At 62.5% G+C, this 14,962-nt stretch carries 17 protein-coding genes; 8 read left to right on the forward strand and 9 right to left on the reverse strand.

Translation table 11 applies throughout. The features are described from left to right. Positions 1-310: 310 nt before the first annotated feature. A complete protein-coding gene (locus H3O04_RS14525; RefSeq protein WP_202587924.1) occupies positions 311-679 on the reverse strand; it encodes a response regulator transcription factor in 369 nt (122 codons plus the stop codon). 139 nt (positions 680-818) lie between these two features. Further along, complete coding sequence (locus tag H3O04_RS14530; RefSeq protein WP_202587925.1) at positions 819-1,268, reverse strand: DUF3331 domain-containing protein; 450 nt, start codon at positions 1,266-1,268, stop codon at positions 819-821. A gap of 391 nt (positions 1,269-1,659) precedes the next feature. On the opposite strand from H3O04_RS14530, the gene H3O04_RS14535 reads away from it, so the two are divergent. Continuing rightward, positions 1,660-2,901 (forward strand): ATP-binding protein, encoded by a 1,242-nt coding sequence (locus H3O04_RS14535; protein ID WP_202587926.1) that lies wholly within the window; start codon positions 1,660-1,662, stop codon positions 2,899-2,901. An 18-nt stretch (positions 2,902-2,919) separates the two neighbouring features. Here H3O04_RS14535 and H3O04_RS14540 read toward each other — a convergent pair whose 3' ends face one another. Both H3O04_RS14540 and H3O04_RS14545 read right to left on the reverse strand, forming a co-directional pair. Next, a complete protein-coding gene (locus tag H3O04_RS14540) occupies positions 2,920-3,555 on the reverse strand; it encodes a response regulator transcription factor (protein ID WP_202587927.1) in 636 nt (211 codons plus the stop codon). Positions 3,556-3,935: 380 nt separating this feature from the next. Next, complete coding sequence (locus H3O04_RS14545; RefSeq protein WP_202587928.1) at positions 3,936-4,895, reverse strand: GlxA family transcriptional regulator; 960 nt, start codon at positions 4,893-4,895, stop codon at positions 3,936-3,938. 480 nt (positions 4,896-5,375) lie between these two features. Between H3O04_RS14545 and H3O04_RS14550 the strand changes: the two genes are divergently transcribed. Then, positions 5,376-5,570 carry a hypothetical protein gene (locus H3O04_RS14550; protein WP_202587929.1) on the forward strand — a complete coding sequence of 65 codons (195 nt, stop codon included), beginning with the start codon at positions 5,376-5,378 and terminating at the stop codon, positions 5,568-5,570. Here H3O04_RS14550 and H3O04_RS14555 read toward each other — a convergent pair. Continuing rightward, positions 5,554-5,922: a hypothetical protein gene (locus H3O04_RS14555; RefSeq protein ID WP_202587930.1), complete on the reverse strand. Its 369-nt coding sequence runs from the start codon at positions 5,920-5,922 to the stop codon at positions 5,554-5,556. The two genes, H3O04_RS14550 and H3O04_RS14555, sit on opposite strands and share 17 nt — an antisense overlap. Before the next feature lie 266 nt (positions 5,923-6,188). Between H3O04_RS14555 and H3O04_RS14560 the strand changes: the two genes are divergently transcribed. From H3O04_RS14560 to H3O04_RS14580, 5 genes are all read left to right on the forward strand, one after another. Next, positions 6,189-6,851, forward strand: coding sequence for a TetR/AcrR family transcriptional regulator (locus H3O04_RS14560; RefSeq protein ID WP_237666287.1), 663 nt, complete (start codon positions 6,189-6,191; stop codon positions 6,849-6,851). A gap of 136 nt (positions 6,852-6,987) precedes the next feature. After that, the gene (locus tag H3O04_RS14565) at positions 6,988-7,848 is read left to right on the forward strand and encodes an N-acyl homoserine lactonase family protein (protein WP_202587931.1); all 861 of its coding nucleotides are present in this window, start codon (positions 6,988-6,990) and stop codon (positions 7,846-7,848) included. A 174-nt stretch (positions 7,849-8,022) separates the two neighbouring features. Further along, the gene (locus tag H3O04_RS14570) at positions 8,023-9,228 is read left to right on the forward strand and encodes an MFS transporter (RefSeq protein WP_202587932.1); all 1,206 of its coding nucleotides are present in this window, start codon (positions 8,023-8,025) and stop codon (positions 9,226-9,228) included. Between the two features lie 259 nt (positions 9,229-9,487). After that, entirely contained in the window at positions 9,488-9,856 is a 369-nt protein-coding gene (locus H3O04_RS14575; protein ID WP_202587933.1) for a CidA/LrgA family protein, read from the forward strand. After that, a complete protein-coding gene (locus tag H3O04_RS14580) occupies positions 9,846-10,565 on the forward strand; it encodes an LrgB family protein (protein WP_202587934.1) in 720 nt (239 codons plus the stop codon). Before H3O04_RS14575 ends, H3O04_RS14580 begins: the two co-directional genes overlap by 11 nt. A 101-nt stretch (positions 10,566-10,666) precedes the next feature. Here H3O04_RS14580 and H3O04_RS14585 read toward each other — a convergent pair whose 3' ends face one another. The 4 genes from H3O04_RS14585 to H3O04_RS14600 form a co-directional block, all read right to left on the reverse strand. Continuing rightward, positions 10,667-10,954, reverse strand: coding sequence for a putative quinol monooxygenase (locus H3O04_RS14585; RefSeq protein WP_202587935.1), 288 nt, complete (start codon positions 10,952-10,954; stop codon positions 10,667-10,669). A 194-nt stretch (positions 10,955-11,148) separates the two neighbouring features. After that, positions 11,149-11,685, reverse strand: a complete 537-nt coding sequence (locus H3O04_RS14590) for a carboxymuconolactone decarboxylase family protein (protein WP_202587936.1) — start codon at positions 11,683-11,685, stop codon at positions 11,149-11,151. 356 nt (positions 11,686-12,041) lie between these two features. Beyond that, on the reverse strand, positions 12,042-12,410 hold the full coding sequence (locus H3O04_RS14595) for a BON domain-containing protein (RefSeq protein ID WP_012493813.1): 369 nt from the start codon (positions 12,408-12,410) through the stop codon (positions 12,042-12,044). Positions 12,411-12,846: 436 nt separating this feature from the next. Then, positions 12,847-13,779 (reverse strand): LysR family transcriptional regulator, encoded by a 933-nt coding sequence (locus H3O04_RS14600; RefSeq protein ID WP_012493814.1) that lies wholly within the window; start codon positions 13,777-13,779, stop codon positions 12,847-12,849. Positions 13,780-13,917: 138 nt separating this feature from the next. On the opposite strand from H3O04_RS14600, the gene H3O04_RS14605 reads away from it, so the two are divergent. Next, on the forward strand, positions 13,918-14,925 hold the full coding sequence (locus tag H3O04_RS14605) for a zinc-binding alcohol dehydrogenase family protein (RefSeq protein ID WP_202587937.1): 1,008 nt from the start codon (positions 13,918-13,920) through the stop codon (positions 14,923-14,925). Positions 14,926-14,962 lie beyond the last annotated feature (37 nt).

A 14,962-nucleotide genomic window follows, 5' to 3' on the forward strand; every position in this document is an offset into this window, starting at 1 on the left:
CTTTGCTTCGGACATAGACGAAGTGACGACATTATTTCGGTGAGATTGTCGATAATGTCGTCAACTCGGGCGCGAAGAGCCACGTGCGACGGACACCTCGAATTGACATCTTTGCTTTGCTCTACGACGTGCGATACGCCAGGCGCCGCCCGTCGACGTCGACGAACTGCGTTCTCGCGCCGAGACTGGGCTTGTCGTTTTCCATAAATGATCCTGTCGTTTTAAATCGAAACCACGCAGTCAAAACGCGCAACCGCGGTGCTCTGACCCGAGGACCGTTGTTCTAGCCACATGCTTGCCTGCCAACCCTTCAGCATCCCGCAAGCGCTCGCATCAGCCACTGCACAAGTTCGCGCGGATCGAACGGTTTCTCCAGCACGCACAATGCGCCGAGACGTCGCGCTTCAATCAGGCGGCCCGTACTCGGATGCGCAGTCACGAAGATGAGCGGCACATCGCAACACCCCGCGCGCAGACAGTCGAGCAATTCGATGCCCGACATGCCCGCCATCTGGATATCGCATACGATGCAGTGCGACGGCCCGTTCCTTCCATATTCGAGAAACGCTTCGGCCGACGCGTACAGCCTCACGCGGACGCCCATCGATCGCACGAGCGATTCCAGCGACTGTCTCATCGCCACTTCATCGTCGATGATGCAAACCGTCTTGTCGTGCACTGGGTGTCTCGCGTGACGTCGCACTCGCTGGCCGAAGCCGGGAACGCAACCGGATTTCGGACAGCGTATCCGCGATGCCGTGCCGCGACAATCATGCCGAGGTATGGTGCCGCCCATACCGGCAGCATCCGTTCGCGCTTCACTCGTTGTCGGCGCGGCGTAACCGGGCAGGCGTGACGGCCGCTGCATGGATCATCCTGTCCCAGTTGCACGGAATGGTGCGCCCACGCCCCTGAGGCCGATATACCCGGTCGCCGCAACGGATCGGCATGCCCGTCAGCACGCAACGCGACGACGTTCGCGCAGTCACGCATTGCCACACCTGTTCGCCGAAATGCCCGAATCTCGGATCGCTCCAGCGCACACTGACCGACGTATCCGACAGGATCTCTACGATCCTGATCCGCGTGGACGCCGGCGACGCCGCGGCATCGTCAGCTCCGTCGTTGCGTGTGCCGCACCCTCGCCGCCTGTGTCGGCCTGCCGTTCCCGGCAAGCCGTCGCGCGTGCCGGGCATCCTCGATGGATCCAGCAGGCGCAGCAGAGCACCTTCGAAAACATCGTCGTGTGCGAACATTGGCTGTGTCATATCTACGGTTCCCCTCGCATCGAACGCGCATGTGCTGCGAACACGACGGCGAATTCTGTCGTCGGAGCCGCGAACCGCGCGGCTTTGCGACGCCCTACGCCACACACATCGTTCACGTTGAAGCGCAGTCTAGGGGAACTAATTTCCGCGATCCATCAGCCTCTGGTCGATGCACGCCCATACCAAGGTGTGCACCATTGCACCCGCCATGCGTAAGAGTGGCCGGGCGGCCGATTCACGCCAAGCGAGACACGACCGATCTGACTTATAGTTGAAGCTGCATCGAACGCGCACGCAACGCGTCGTCCGTCGCCCCGATGCTTCAGATGCTTCACTTACGGTCATCCGGTCTCGCGCATCGCGCGAGGCCCAGCGCGAGCACCACGTCCCCATGTCAATGTCCGCAATCGTCACGCTCGACCGGCCCTCTGGTCTCCCCTCCGCGGAAAACGAGCTTTTCATGTCGGCGCCAATCCCGATCCTTATCGAGGACTGGTCGCGCGTCTATCGGGCGATGAGCGAGCTCCGGCGCGCCGGCATCGACGATTTCGACCGCTATTTGGACGAGCATCCGCAGGCCGTCTCGACCCTTCGCGGCCTGCACGCGTTCGTGGCGGCCAACGACGCAGTGGTGAGCCTCTTCGAAGCGGAATCGAAAGAGCATTTCCTGCAGCATGCGGAGATACTGTTGCCGGCTGACCGACTCAGCAACTGCGCGGTGCTGCGCGCAATCTACGAGAATCGCGCGACCTGCCAGGGCGAGCGCACGCTGCTGACATTCAAGGGCCGCCGTGTGCCGATCGTATGGCGCTGCTCGCTGCCGAAGAACGAGGACGGTTATCGGCGGCTGCATTTCTATGCGTTCGATGTGACCGAACAGAAGGAAAACGCCGACAGGCTCGACGCATTGCGCGCCGAAGCGGCACGTGCGGCGCGCATTTCGCTGTTCGGTGAGATGTCAGCCTCGATTCTGCATGAGGTCAGCCAACCGCTGTCGGCGGCCGGCTCGGCGGCCGAAGCGGCGTTGCGCTGGCTCGCACGCGACGAGCCCGACATCGCTGAAGCCGCGGACGCGATCGCGCAGGCAGCGCGCTGGACGCGCGACGCGACGGAAATTTGCCGCAAGATCCGCGGCTTCGTGGGCAAGGCACCGGTCAAATGCGTCGACTTCGCGGCCGCTGACGCGGTGCAGGCTGCGTTGTTCCTCATCGCACCCGAAGCCGCTGCGCGGGACGTTCGTGTCGACAGCGCGATCGATCCCGGCGCGCACGTCTTTGCCGATCCGCTGCAAGTCCAACAAGTGCTCGCGAACCTGCTGATGAACGGCATTCAGGCGATCGAAAGTGGCCCGTCGCCAGAGCGAACGCTCACGGTCTCGGTCAGGCAGGAGGGATCCGATGTCGTATTCGACGTGCGTGACACCGGGCCCGGTATCGAGCAGCAATCGATCGATCAGCTTTTCCAGCCGTTTTTCACGAGCAAATCCGACGGCATGGGGATGGGCCTCACGGTCGCCCGCTCCATCGTCGACGCGCACAACGGACGAATCTGGGCACGCGGTGAGCTGGGTGCCGGCTGCTGCTTCTCGTTCGCCCTTCCCGTGCATCGACCGGAACCGGACCTCGCTGCATGACGGTCGTGGTGTGCTACGTCATGTCGACAGCGACACGCCGATTACCTCGGACTTGCGCACTAGATCGGCGAGCGACGATGCGTTCATCTTTCGCATCACCGACGCGCGGTGCTGCTTGATCGTAATCAGGCTCAAGCCGAGGTGCGACGCGATCTGCTTGTTCAATGCTCCGCTGACGACGTAAGCCAGCACTTCGCGCTCACGGCGCGTGAGCAACTCGAACGACTGCTGCAGTTCGTGGCGCGTGTCGTTGCGGACCCGCCGCGCCGCATCGAGCGACAGCGCGAGATTCACCGCGTCGATCAACTCCTGATCGGTGAAGGGTTTGACCAGAAAGTCGACGGCCCCGCCCTTCAGCGCCTTTCGGCACACTTCGACATCGGCGAACCCGGTGATGACGACAATCGGAATCGGCGGGCGGTCCAGCGCGTGCTGGAACATCAGTCCGTTCTCGCCGCGCAACCGCACGTCGAGAAGCAGGCAGCTCGTGACGTTTTCCCGCTGCGTTGCGCGCAACTCCGCGGTAGTCGCGAACGTCACGACACGCAAGCCCACCGATCGCAACAGCGTATCGAGCGATGCACGCATGGCCGGATCGTCGTCGACGACGTATACCACCGCGGTCGAATCGTCTTGCGTCGCTGCATCTGACATATCCTGCGCCCCAACCATTCATTCAGTTTCAGCTACATCGTCGCGAAACGCCTCTCGTGCGATACGACGACGGGGGCGTTCGACTTCTCGTCAGGCTTCGGGCGGCAAGCGTGACCCCGGCCATGGCGGGCCGGCAGAGCACTTGCGTTCGGCTCACGCGGCCGGAGAGGCGACGGAAACGCTGCATGAGGCGGTTCCGCGAGAACGCCAACCGCCACGCGTGCGACCCGCTGGCAACGGGTCGTCGTCGGTTCGGCATGCGGAATCCGGTGCCCCCAACAGAGAACATTCTATTGACGAAGGCCGCGCACGGAGGGACGCAGTTCCCTCGTTTCGGGCCATGATGTTGCAGGGCGGAATGCGGTAGCGGCCGGCGCCGCTCAGTCGGTGCCCGTTTGTTCCGGTTTGCGTTGCCGACGCAACGCCTGCGGCGGCTGGCCGAAGGCACGCATGAACGATCGCCTCATCCGTTCGGGATCGGCGTATCCGGTCTCACGTGCGATCGTGTCGATGGTCCACGATGAGCCCGTCACGAAATCCCGGGCGGTTTCGAGACGGATGCGCTCGACTGCCTTTGCGGGCGTCAGCCCTGTTTCATCCTTGAAGCGGCGCGTAAACTGGCGCCTGCTCATTTTCGCCACGTCGGCCAGCTTGTCGACGGTCAGGTCGGTTCCGAGATTCGCTCGGATGTGCGTGATGACGTCGTGGATTCGGTTGGTACGTGCCGGATGTTCGATCAGCACGGAAGACTGCGGCTGCGACCCTGAACGTCGCCAGCGCTCGATCACGAGATCCTTCGCCACCTGGAAGGCGGCGTCTGGGCCCAGATCGTCTTCGAGCATCGCGAGTGCCATGTCGATGGCCGTACTCATTCCTGCCGAGCTCCAGAGCGTACCGTCTCGCACGAAGATGCAGTCCCGCTCGACCGTCACGGCCGGATAGCGGTCGCTGAACTGGTCGAGAAAAGCCCAATGCGTCGTAGCGCGGCGCCCGTCCAGCAGCCCCGCTTCGGCGAGGAGGAACGCACCCATGCAAATAGACGCCATTCGCTCAACCTTGCCGGATAGTTCCAGGAGCAGTTCGCGCATGCCGTTCGTGAGCCCCTGCGGCGGGGTCGACAGCGATGCACCGACGAACACCGTATGCAGGTCCGACATTCGCGCCGACTCCGTCGACGCAGACATGCCGAAAGACGCCGCAACCGGGCCCCCGTCTTCCGAGATCACGCTGACTTCGTATACGGAACGGCCAGCACGGAGATTGGCGATATCGAATACGGACAATGCGAGCAGACTCATCACTTGAAACTGTGGGACGAGAACAAGTCCAATGCGACGCATACTGACCTCACGCGAATCGGCATCGGCGGTGGTTACCTGCGATACCGCGACAGACGAAAAAAAGCGGGCATGCGGCTTCGGTGCGACATGCCGGCGGGCACGCTCGCGATGCTACAGGATTATGCGGTAGGTCGGAGTGGACCGTTTAAACTCAGCGGCTGAGAATCAAAATGATCAGACAGACAGAATTTTTTGGTTCCGAGCCTTCTACTGCTTTGAGCGGTACCGGCTCACGCGGTCCTGCTGGAATTCGCGAGCGAGGTAAGCTCGAAGAGACAGGCATCCCGAACGCCGTCCGCCAAATCCTCGCCTATATAGCAATCGATATCAGGCCGGCAGCACTGTGACTTGCCTGATTTCTTCGGGCCATTCAATCTTCGAGACAGACTATGAGACAGACCTGAACGCCTACAGCGTGGACGAATCCAGCGCTACTACGCCCGACAACGAGGCATGTTACCGATTCAAAATGAGCACTTCATGAGCTGGCAAGCAGAGGCCACGCTCCCAGAGCAGCTCGAAATGCTTGCGCGCGTCAGTATGCATGCGGACAAACTCTCCGGGCTGTTCAATTCGATCATTGCTGTAATCGACGCGCTGGCCCGAGATGCGGTCGATAGCAAGAGGCTGGATTTGCCAACCTCCGTCGAACCCCGCATCACGCCATCGCGATGATGCCGATGTTCGGTTGATCCTCAGGCTTTTTCGCGACTGCGTTGACCACGTCGCCCATAGAGATATCATGCATACCGCACAATCTCACGGGCAATCGGCCGCGGTCGGTCTGCCGCGGACGCGCCGGGCCCGTGTCGACAGTGCGCAACCCTCCGTCCGTCACGTGCGGGATGAGATCCGTCGCGCGAATGTTCTCGGCGATCGTGCTGCGGCACCCAGCAATGCGTAATAGAGGGCGCGCAGAGGTTCCGGCCAGTATTTGACCGACCGCCAGCGGCGCGACGCATGCAATTCGCTGATGCCTTGGCTCCGGTTGCCTCCCACTGCGGCGCATCGTCACGAGCAGGTCCATGTGCACCGGCGCGTGGCGAACGAACACCGGCACCGCACGCCGCGGGTCGTCCAGGCCGAAGACGCATTTTCGCCCTCGCCCGAGCGCCGGACAGAAGGTGGACGGAACAGCTGTCCATGTCGCCCGTGGCAACCCTCCCGGCTAGCTCCGAGCGTCGCGACTTTCCTCCCGGATGCGCGACTGTGTTGCCCCCGCACGAGACAGGCGCCGGCCATCACCATTTCCCAGTAGCGGCCTCGGAGGTCGCCCTGCTTCGGCATGCAACGATGACGGGATCCTGGTCGGTCGAACACAGCCAGACGCACACTGAACGCGAATGCCGACACCTAACTGAACCGTTCGGTTTAAAATGCTCGCATCTCATCGCGCGGTGTTCCGAAATGGGCAGACCCAAAAAATTCAGCCGAGACGGCGTGTTGGAAAAGACGCTACCGGTCTTTTGGAAATACGGCTTCGCCGGGACATCGCTCCAGCAACTGGAACAAGCAACCGGCGTCAACAAGTCCGGACTCTATTCGGAGTTCGAGGACAAGGAAGACCTGTTCCTGCATAGCCTCCTCTATTACTACGAGCATCGGGGTGCGCAGCAGATCCTCACCGCAGAGCCGAGGGGCTACGGCAACATCGAGCGCTTTCTTCGGCTCGGCGATCCGCAAGACAACGGCTGCGTGGGCTGTTTCTCAGTCAATTCGATCCGCGAATTCCCGTCGCTATCGGAGCGTGTACGCGAGATCGTCGGCGCGTACCACCACCGACTGATGCCGCAGATCATCGAAAACATCGAGGCGGAACCTCACCGGCTCCCTGCCGCCACCATCGCCACGATCGTCACGGTGTTCTTTGCCGGTTATTGCATCGAACGTAATCTGCCCGAACTGGCGGAAAGCGACGCGGTCGGCTCTTTTATGCAAGCGCTGCGCGTTCTCTGAAGCACCATCGCCCGGCTGCTGGCCGATAGGGCGGACTTTCTGAACCGATTGGTTTTTTTAATTGGCGTCACGACCTCGGTTTCTCCATACTGAACCAATCGGTTCAATAAAGTGCCGATCTAAACGGAGAGCAGCCATGGCCCTGAAGATCCATCCCATCAACTTCGGCAACATGTCGCTCGATTCGAGCGGCCTCGTGCTGTTTCGCGAACCCGGCAAGCAGGTAACGATCCCCGTGCTGGGCTTCCTGATCACCGGCGGCACTCATCCGGTCCTCGTCGATACGGGCTCGCGCAACGTCGAGCAGTACGCGGCGTTCGGCCTACCGTACGAGGTGACGCCTGAGATGACGATCGAACATCACCTTGCCCAGCACGGGCTGAAGATGGGCGACATCCGTCACATCGTGCATACGCATGCGCACATCGATCACGTCGGCATGACGGACCGGTTCCCGATGACGACCACCGTAGGGATCTCACGCCGCGAACTCGAATTCGCCGCGTCAGGGATCATGGGCCCGCTGATGTACACCGCCGCCGATACTAAGCATCTGATCGATCGCCTGCACACGCGTGGCGCGATCCGTCTGTTCGACGTCGACGGTACTTTCGAGGAGGAGGTCATTCCGGGCGTCGCTGTCCGCCTTTCCGGTGCCCATACGCCGGGTTCTCTGTCGGTGCTCGTCGAAACCGACGAAGGCATCGCTAATATCAGCGGCGACATTGCATACAACCTGAAGGACCAACTGATCGATCCGATCCTCGATCAGGCGGCGCACGAGCCCACGATTACCGCTAATCGTGCGATGTCAACGCTCGACGAAAAGCGCGCGATCAAGCGCGCGCTCGCAACCAGCCGGTTTCTGCTGCCGAGTCACGATGCGCCTGCGCTCGTCAGTGGCGGAAAGATCGTCGGCGTGATGGAAAACGCGATCTCGAATCCGCGGGCCGACGTTACGAAGGCAGCTAATTACACGCTGCTGACTGCTGGTTGAGGCCCTATGTCACGCCCACTACGTCAAACGCTCGGACTGTTGATCTGCGCCGCGGGCGCATGGCACGTCGCGACCGAGCTGGTTCTGCATGCACTCGGTGGTTGACCGGTTGACCCGTGCGCGTCCGGCGGGCTTGCCGGGGTGCGCGCTTCCCTGGACTCGAAAGGACCACACATGGCTAAGCCCTTTTCAGCGCGCACGAAACGCGCGCTTCGCATCCTGAGCCTCGCATACTTCGTACAGGCAACGGGGGCGCTCTCCGTCGTCGGCAGTCTCGATGCGATCTCGCGTCAGTGGGGACTCGCGGATTCTCAGAGTGTTTACCTCGTTACCGTGTTTGGAGTGACGTTCGCGTTTGCCGCGCCGCTCCTGCAGGTCGGCTTTGGTCACCTGCGGCGGCGTCGCCAGGTGCTGCTCGGCCTGACACTGTTCAGTGCCGCGGCGCTTCTGCTGGCAGCCGCGCCGAATTATCCGGTACTGCTGCTGTCGCGGGTACTGATGGGCCTCGGCGCGGGCTTCATCGGCCCGGTGCTCGGCGCATTGGGGTCCAGCCTCGTCGAACGCGACGAACAGGGCAGCGCGATCGCTATCGTGCTGCTTGGCCTGAGCGTTGCCGGCCTGGTGGGCATGCCATTGTCCGCATGGATTGCGCACGCATGGGGCGCACGAGCGCTCTTTCTCGTCATTGGACTCGCCGGCGCGGCGACCGCCGCGCTCATTGTCGCCGCCATACCCGACACGAGCCAGGGAGAAAACATCGAATTTGCAACGGTTGCGTCGCTGCTGACGCGCACCGATACGCTCAGTGCGTTTCTGGTCGTATTCTTCATCGCGGCTGGCGTCTACTCGACGTATGCCTTCATCGCGCCCATCATTCGCGATGTGTTCCACGCGGGTGCCGATACGGTATCGACCGCGCTCGTTGTGCTGGGCGTCGCGGGCATCGCCGGCAACCTGTTCGTGACTCGCGCCGCGCGCCGCTATAGCGCCGAAGCGATGCTGTTCGCCGGTCTCGCATTGCTTGCGCTCGACCTCGTATTTCTTCGCTTCACGCCCCCGAACCTGCGGCTGCTGTTCGTCGCGCTGCTCGCATGGGCGTTCGCGACCGACCTGCTGTGGCCGTCGCAGCAGCGGCGCATCGTCGAACTCGTGCCGCAATGGCGAGGCATCGCGCTGGCGTTGACGGCGTCGTTCGTGTTTTGCGGTATCGGCGTCGGCTCGGCCGTCGCGGGGTGGGTCTATCCCGCCTTCGGCCTGACAGGCACGATCGGCAGTTCGCTGGCATTCCTGGCGCTGGCGACCGGCAGCCTGCTCGTGTCGCGCGCGTCGGTTAAGGCGCAGCGCGGCGTCGACGTGTGCCGGGCTTCGCTTCAACCATGACATCGTCAAAACCTCTCACGCATCGGCGTTGCGTCGTGGGACGCGCGGACCCCGCGCCCACGTCGCAGCAATCGGCCGCCCGCCCACCACAATGGCGGGCAACCGGCTGGCTGGGGTCGGTAGCGCCATTTTCTGTCTATTGCAGAAACTGCTTCTCGCCATCTCGAGCTACTCGTCGGCCGAGCGACGTACGACAATCCCGATGACTGCTCTGATTGCATGAACGCGTGTTTCGCGCCCCTTCCACGGCATATCCATCATGTTGAATGCGTTGTCGATACTTCTCGTCAGCCAGCTCGTCGGCGAGCTACTCGCGCAACTGACGCATGCGCCGATTCCGGGCCCCTTGATCGGCATGCTGTTGCTGCTCGGTGTTCTGATGTGGAAGGGCGGGCCATCGCAGGAACTCGAAGGATTCGGCAGAAGCCTGTTGTCGTGGCTCGCGATGCTGTTCGTGCCCGCGGCCACGGGCCTGATAACCGAATTCGATCGGTTGGCGGCGGACTGGTGGCGCATCGCCGCCGCCATATTCGTGTCGACGTTGCTCGGCCTCGCGACGACCGGATGGGCCATGGAGCGACTCAGCAAAACGCTCGCTGCTGAAACGGAGTCGGAACATGACGTCTGATCTCGCCTCTGCGTGGGCCGCGTTGCAACACCAACCGCTTTGGGGGTTACTCGCAACACTGGTCGCATATCGGATCGGGCAGGTCGTGAATCGGGCGGCGCACGGACACGTGCTCGCTCACCCTGTTCTCGTCGCAGTGCTGATGCTCGTCGGTTTTCTGTCGATCACGCATGTGCAATACAGCGATTATCTGATGGGCGCACAGTATGTGCACTTTCTGCTCGGACCCGCGACCGTCGCGCTCGCGATCCCGATGTTCCGTAATTTGCACCACATTCGCCGAACCGCCCGCGCGCTCGTCCCGGCACTCGCGATCGGTTCGATCGTATCAGCAGGCAGCGCCGCATTCATCAGCAAGGCGCTGGGTGCGACGCCGGTGGTGACGGCGTCGCTGATTGCACATTCGGCGACCACGCCCATCGCAATGAGCATCTCTCGCGACATCGGCGGCGACCCGTCGCTGACCGCAACGTTCACGCTGCTTACCGGCATTGCGGCCGTGTTGCAGATCGGCGTGGCCATGAAGGTGATGCGCATCGTCGACGCCCGTGCGCACGGTCTCGCGGCCGGAACCGCAGGCCACGGGCTGGCCGCCGCGAGAATGCTGAGTATCAGCGAAACGGCGGGCGCGTTCGGCGGGCTGGCGATCGGAATGAGCGGCATCCTGACCGCACTCGTCGCGCCATTGCTGGCCGCGCTGACCAGATGAGCGACTCGGCGCACGGTCAGCGTGGTTCCGTCGCGCGAAAAAACTGCGGCGGCTGGGATTCCCCTAAGCCGCCGCCTCTTTCAGAGCCGATATCCGCACGTTCAAATAATTTTCTCGAGCAACGCGACGTCGAGTGTAGCCTTGCCGTCGAGCGCACGCGCAAGCGTCTGGAAAGCTGGCGCTTCGCCATGCACCTTGAGCGCGTGCTCGTCCCGCCATCGTTCGATCATCGTGAAGCGATGAGAAGCGCCACTGTGTTGGTGCAGATCGTACTGCTCGCATCCATCCTCGGTCCGGACGACGGGAACGGCCGCCAACAGCGCCGCTTCCACCTCAGCGGCGTGCCGCGGGTCTGCCGTAATCGTCGCAACCACATACTGCTTAGACATTGATACCTCCATTCTCGATTGGATCGTTCGGGCGCGAGCTGGCGGGTTGCCCGATCGCGGCCGCCTTCGTTGCGTGGCTTCAAACAGTATCGACCGCGTGCTGTCCACGCGACATGCAGGTAGGTCGACATGAGTGACCGCACCGACTCGTAACCACGGCATCGCGCCGTGAAAACGAGCGGACACGGACATGCTCAGTCGACCGCTGGAAAATCCAGCGTCGTATCATTCACGCGGTTCACTAGGTTCGTGAACGTGATCGACGTGATGACAAGGATCGTCTCGATCACCTGGCGTTCCGAAAACCCGGCTGCCAGGACTGCGTCGAGAACAGCAGCGGGCACCGTATCGCGGCTGGTCGCGATCGAGCGTACAAACGCGAGCAATGCGTCGCGGCGGGTATCACCGGATGGCAGCCCGGCGCGAATGTGCTTCATCACATCCGGCGCGAGGCCGGCCATCTTGCCGATCATCGTATGCGCCGCCAGGCAGTAATCGCAGCCGGAAAGCGCGCTTACGGCGAGGCGCACCGCTTCGACATCAGCCTGCTCGAGCGAACTCGACGCAATAGCGGCGTCCACGTGCAGCATCGCCGCGAGACCGGCGGGACTGTGTGTGCCGATGGTCGCATAGGCATTCGGGACTTTGCCGATCGCGGTCTTGATCTGGTCGAACACGACTGCGGTTTCGCCGGTCGCTTCCGACGGCTTCAAGGTGGTCAAGCGTGCCATGTATCTCTCACTGATGTGGATAATCGGGCGCCGGCCAGCAAAGGTCGGCGCGATAGCGGGCGCACGAATCAATTCCCGCGTTCCCGGCTTTACTGCGGATCAAACGAGGCAAGAAGCGGATCGGCACAGCCGCGCATCGAACGCGATCCCCTGCGGCCCCCTTTTTCCCTTCATCCTGTAGCGCTGAAATGAATGTCGCTCTCGACGTTACGTGCGCGCTCAAAACGCCGTTCAAATGGCGACTCGCAGGCGACAATGCACGACGCGAGGTTCTCACGGCACGAAATGCAACGGATAACCGTTGAACCGATCTCGCGCACCTCGGCGTGCATGAGAACCGAAGTGCGCGAGCAACATCACCGACCCGGCTCTCCGGGCACCAGATTGTTGACGACGGACGTTACGCCCGCGACGCGCGACGCGCTGTCGGCTGCAAGCTGCACCTGCTCACTGTCTGGTACGTAGCCGGTCAGCGTCACCGTCCCATGGCGGACGAACACCCTCGCGTTGATCGCCTCCAGCCCCTTCGTTTTCGACAGGGCCCAGACGATTTTGCGCGACAGCGCCCGATCGGCGGAGCGTTCCGCCTTCCTCTCGGCCTTCTTCACTTCCTTCCGGCTGACGACGGCGTCGGAGGACGGCCCTGAGTCCTGCGCTGCTGCATGGGCGGAAACACCGAAAGCCAAATACGTTACGTACAGAACCGACGCAATAATTTTCTTCATCACAGGCTCCTTAAAAGACGTTAATGGAAATTCGAAAAGGGGTGAAACCGGATCGAATGGTAGACAGGCGTCTACCTACGCTCAATGGCGCATTTCCGAAAACAGCTTTCAAGCCGCGGCGATGATCGTCCTCTCGCTGCCGCCCGCCACACGGCCTATACAGGCGTATAGGTGCATTCAATATTTCCGGCTAGTGCGAATACCCGACGAGACGATTTCCCGAATGCTCCGGCAACGGCACAGTACCGCCACGTGCTGCATGGTATTCCGCAATACGGGCAATTCTGCCAAGTCACGACAGAGCTGCCGCACCTTAATCTGACGAGTTTCTGGGCGCCCCGCCCCGCACTGGAGTGAAAAGCCGATGATCGCCACTTTTCAGGAGCTTCGGTATTCGCCACAGGACACACGCGACCACACGGTGAATCCGTGCACGCTACTCGGTCGCGTCGCCCGTGTAGTCGCGCATCGCGGCGATCATTGGCGCGATCCGCTCGCGCAGATGCGCATGGAGATATCTGACCGCAGGCGAGAACTGACGACGATGCGGGCACACGAGGCTCAGTGGAGCCGCCTCGCCCCGCTGTTCGGGCAGCAATACGTTCAGTCGTCCCGCGCAGACATCGTCATGGACGTCGAGCCAGGACTTGTATGCGATTCCGCGGCCTTCGACGGCCCAGCGCCTCGCGATCTCGGCATCGTCGCAAAGCAGTACGCCCTTCACCGTGACCTGGCGTCGCACGCCGCTGGCCGGAAAAACCCAGCGATCGTACACACGTCCGCTGAGCACGAAAGGCAGACAGTCGTGCAGCACCAACTCGTCGAGCGATGCCGGTGCGCCGTACCGCTTCACATATCCGGGAGACGCGACGAGCACGCGGCGATTGTCTTCCGCGAGCGGCAATGCGACGTAGCTCGCGGCCTCCGGTGCGCCGTAGCGTATCGCCACATCGACGGGATCGCGAAACACGTCGGTCACGTGGTCCGACAACGACAACCTCAGCACGAGCTTCGGGTGCGCGTCGCGGAACACGCCGAGCCACGACAGCAACGCGTTGCGCCCTATATCCGACGGTGCCGCGATCCGCAACGTACCTTGAAGCGCCTGTTTGTCTCCATGCAACCGCTCGCGCCCCTCGTGGATCGTCGACAGCACTTCTTCCGCATAGGGAAGGTACTGCTCGCCTTCCGCGGTGAGCTTGAGGCTGCGCGTCGAACGGGCAAAGAGGCGCGTGTCGAGCTCCCGTTCCAGTCTTTGTATGGCGGCACTTACCTGACCGGGCAACAGATCGGCTTCCCTCGCTGCGCTCGAGAAGCTGCCCAGCGCCGCCGTTCTCACGAACAGTTGAAGATCCTCTAGCCGCACCATTTTCATTCTCGGAGTGAAAGTCCTCCCTAATGTAACGCGTTTTTCAGATAGATGCGGTCGATCAGTATTTCATCCACATGCCGCGACCAGTCCCAACCGAGGGCAGGTGGCAGTTCAATCACGATTCGGAGTTCATTGATGAAAGCAGTTGTCTACACACGGCATGGCCTGTCCGCCGACCATCCGGAATCCCTGCTCGACGCCGACGTCCCGAAGCCCGAAGCGGGGCCGCGCGACCTGCTCGTGAAGGTCGGCGCGATCGCTGTCAATCCGGTGGACACAAAGGTGCGCATGGGGTCGCCCACCGAACAGCCGCGGATCCTCGGATGGGACGCCGCGGGCACCGTCGAAGCTGTCGGCAGCGATGTGTCGATGTTCGCGCCCGGCGACAAGGTCTTTTTCGCAGGCTCGATCGCGCGGGCCGGCGCCTATGCGGAATACGTTGTCGTCGACGAACGCATCGCAGGCCGCAAGCCCGAGACGCTGTCCGACGCGCAAGCGGCGGCATTGCCGCTTACGTCGCTGACTGCATGGGAACTGCTGTTCGATCGCCTCGGCCTCGTTGAGGGCGGCGGCGGCGGCGACGCGTTGCTGATCGTCGGTGCCGCTGGCGGCGTCGGATCGATGCTTACGCAACTGGCCCGTCGCCTGACCGGACTTCGCGTGATCGGCACCGCATCGCGCCCGGAAACGCGCGCATGGGCGCAAGCGCTGGGCGCACACGACGTCATCGACCATACCGGGCCGCTGCTCGAAGGGCTGCGCAGCATCGGCGCACCGCAGGTGCGCTACGTTGCGAGCCTCACGCAGACGGACATCCACTACGCGCAACTCGTCGAGGCGCTCGCGCCGCAGGGCCGGCTCGCCGTCATCGACGATCCCGACACCCTCGACGCCGTGCCGCTGAAGCGCAAGTCGATCTCGCTCCATTGGGAGCTGATGTTCACCCGCTCCCTGTTCGAAACCGCCGACATGGTCAGGCAGCACGAAATCCTCGACCGCGTCGCCGCGCTGATCGACGACGGTGTGTTGCGCACGACCTTGGCCGATCACTTCGGCACCGTCAACGCCGCGAATCTGCGTCGTGCCCACGCGCTGATCGAGAGCGGGCGCTCGCGCGGCAAGATCGTCCTCGAAGGATTCTGACGCGCGCCCACCTATGCTGCATCGCCATTCCGAACTC

Source organism: Burkholderia sp. KCJ3K979 (assembly GCF_016759955.1).
GTDB classification, from domain to species: Bacteria; Pseudomonadota; Gammaproteobacteria; order Burkholderiales; family Burkholderiaceae; genus Burkholderia; species Burkholderia orbicola.

Coding starts and splice junctions, on each gene's coding strand:
- H3O04_RS14530 (WP_202587925.1), bottom strand. CDS start 1,268: ATGACACAGCCAATGTTCGCACACGACGATGTTTTCGAAGGTGCTCTG.
- H3O04_RS14535 (WP_202587926.1), top strand. CDS start 1,660: ATGTCAATGTCCGCAATCGTCACGCTCGACCGGCCCTCTGGTCTCCCC.
- H3O04_RS14540 (WP_202587927.1), bottom strand. CDS start 3,555: ATGTCAGATGCAGCGACGCAAGACGATTCGACCGCGGTGGTATACGTC.
- H3O04_RS14545 (WP_202587928.1), bottom strand. CDS start 4,895: ATGCGTCGCATTGGACTTGTTCTCGTCCCACAGTTTCAAGTGATGAGT.
- H3O04_RS14550 (WP_202587929.1), top strand. CDS start 5,376: ATGAGCTGGCAAGCAGAGGCCACGCTCCCAGAGCAGCTCGAAATGCTT.
- H3O04_RS14555 (WP_202587930.1), bottom strand. CDS start 5,922: ATGGACCTGCTCGTGACGATGCGCCGCAGTGGGAGGCAACCGGAGCCA.
- H3O04_RS14560 (WP_237666287.1), top strand. CDS start 6,189: ATGACGGGATCCTGGTCGGTCGAACACAGCCAGACGCACACTGAACGC.
- H3O04_RS14565 (WP_202587931.1), top strand. CDS start 6,988: ATGGCCCTGAAGATCCATCCCATCAACTTCGGCAACATGTCGCTCGAT.
- H3O04_RS14570 (WP_202587932.1), top strand. CDS start 8,023: ATGGCTAAGCCCTTTTCAGCGCGCACGAAACGCGCGCTTCGCATCCTG.
- H3O04_RS14575 (WP_202587933.1), top strand. CDS start 9,488: ATGTTGAATGCGTTGTCGATACTTCTCGTCAGCCAGCTCGTCGGCGAG.
- H3O04_RS14580 (WP_202587934.1), top strand. CDS start 9,846: ATGACGTCTGATCTCGCCTCTGCGTGGGCCGCGTTGCAACACCAACCG.
- H3O04_RS14585 (WP_202587935.1), bottom strand. CDS start 10,954: ATGTCTAAGCAGTATGTGGTTGCGACGATTACGGCAGACCCGCGGCAC.
- H3O04_RS14590 (WP_202587936.1), bottom strand. CDS start 11,685: ATGGCACGCTTGACCACCTTGAAGCCGTCGGAAGCGACCGGCGAAACC.
- H3O04_RS14595 (WP_012493813.1), bottom strand. CDS start 12,410: ATGAAGAAAATTATTGCGTCGGTTCTGTACGTAACGTATTTGGCTTTC.
- H3O04_RS14600 (WP_012493814.1), bottom strand. CDS start 13,779: ATGGTGCGGCTAGAGGATCTTCAACTGTTCGTGAGAACGGCGGCGCTG.
- H3O04_RS14605 (WP_202587937.1), top strand. CDS start 13,918: ATGAAAGCAGTTGTCTACACACGGCATGGCCTGTCCGCCGACCATCCG.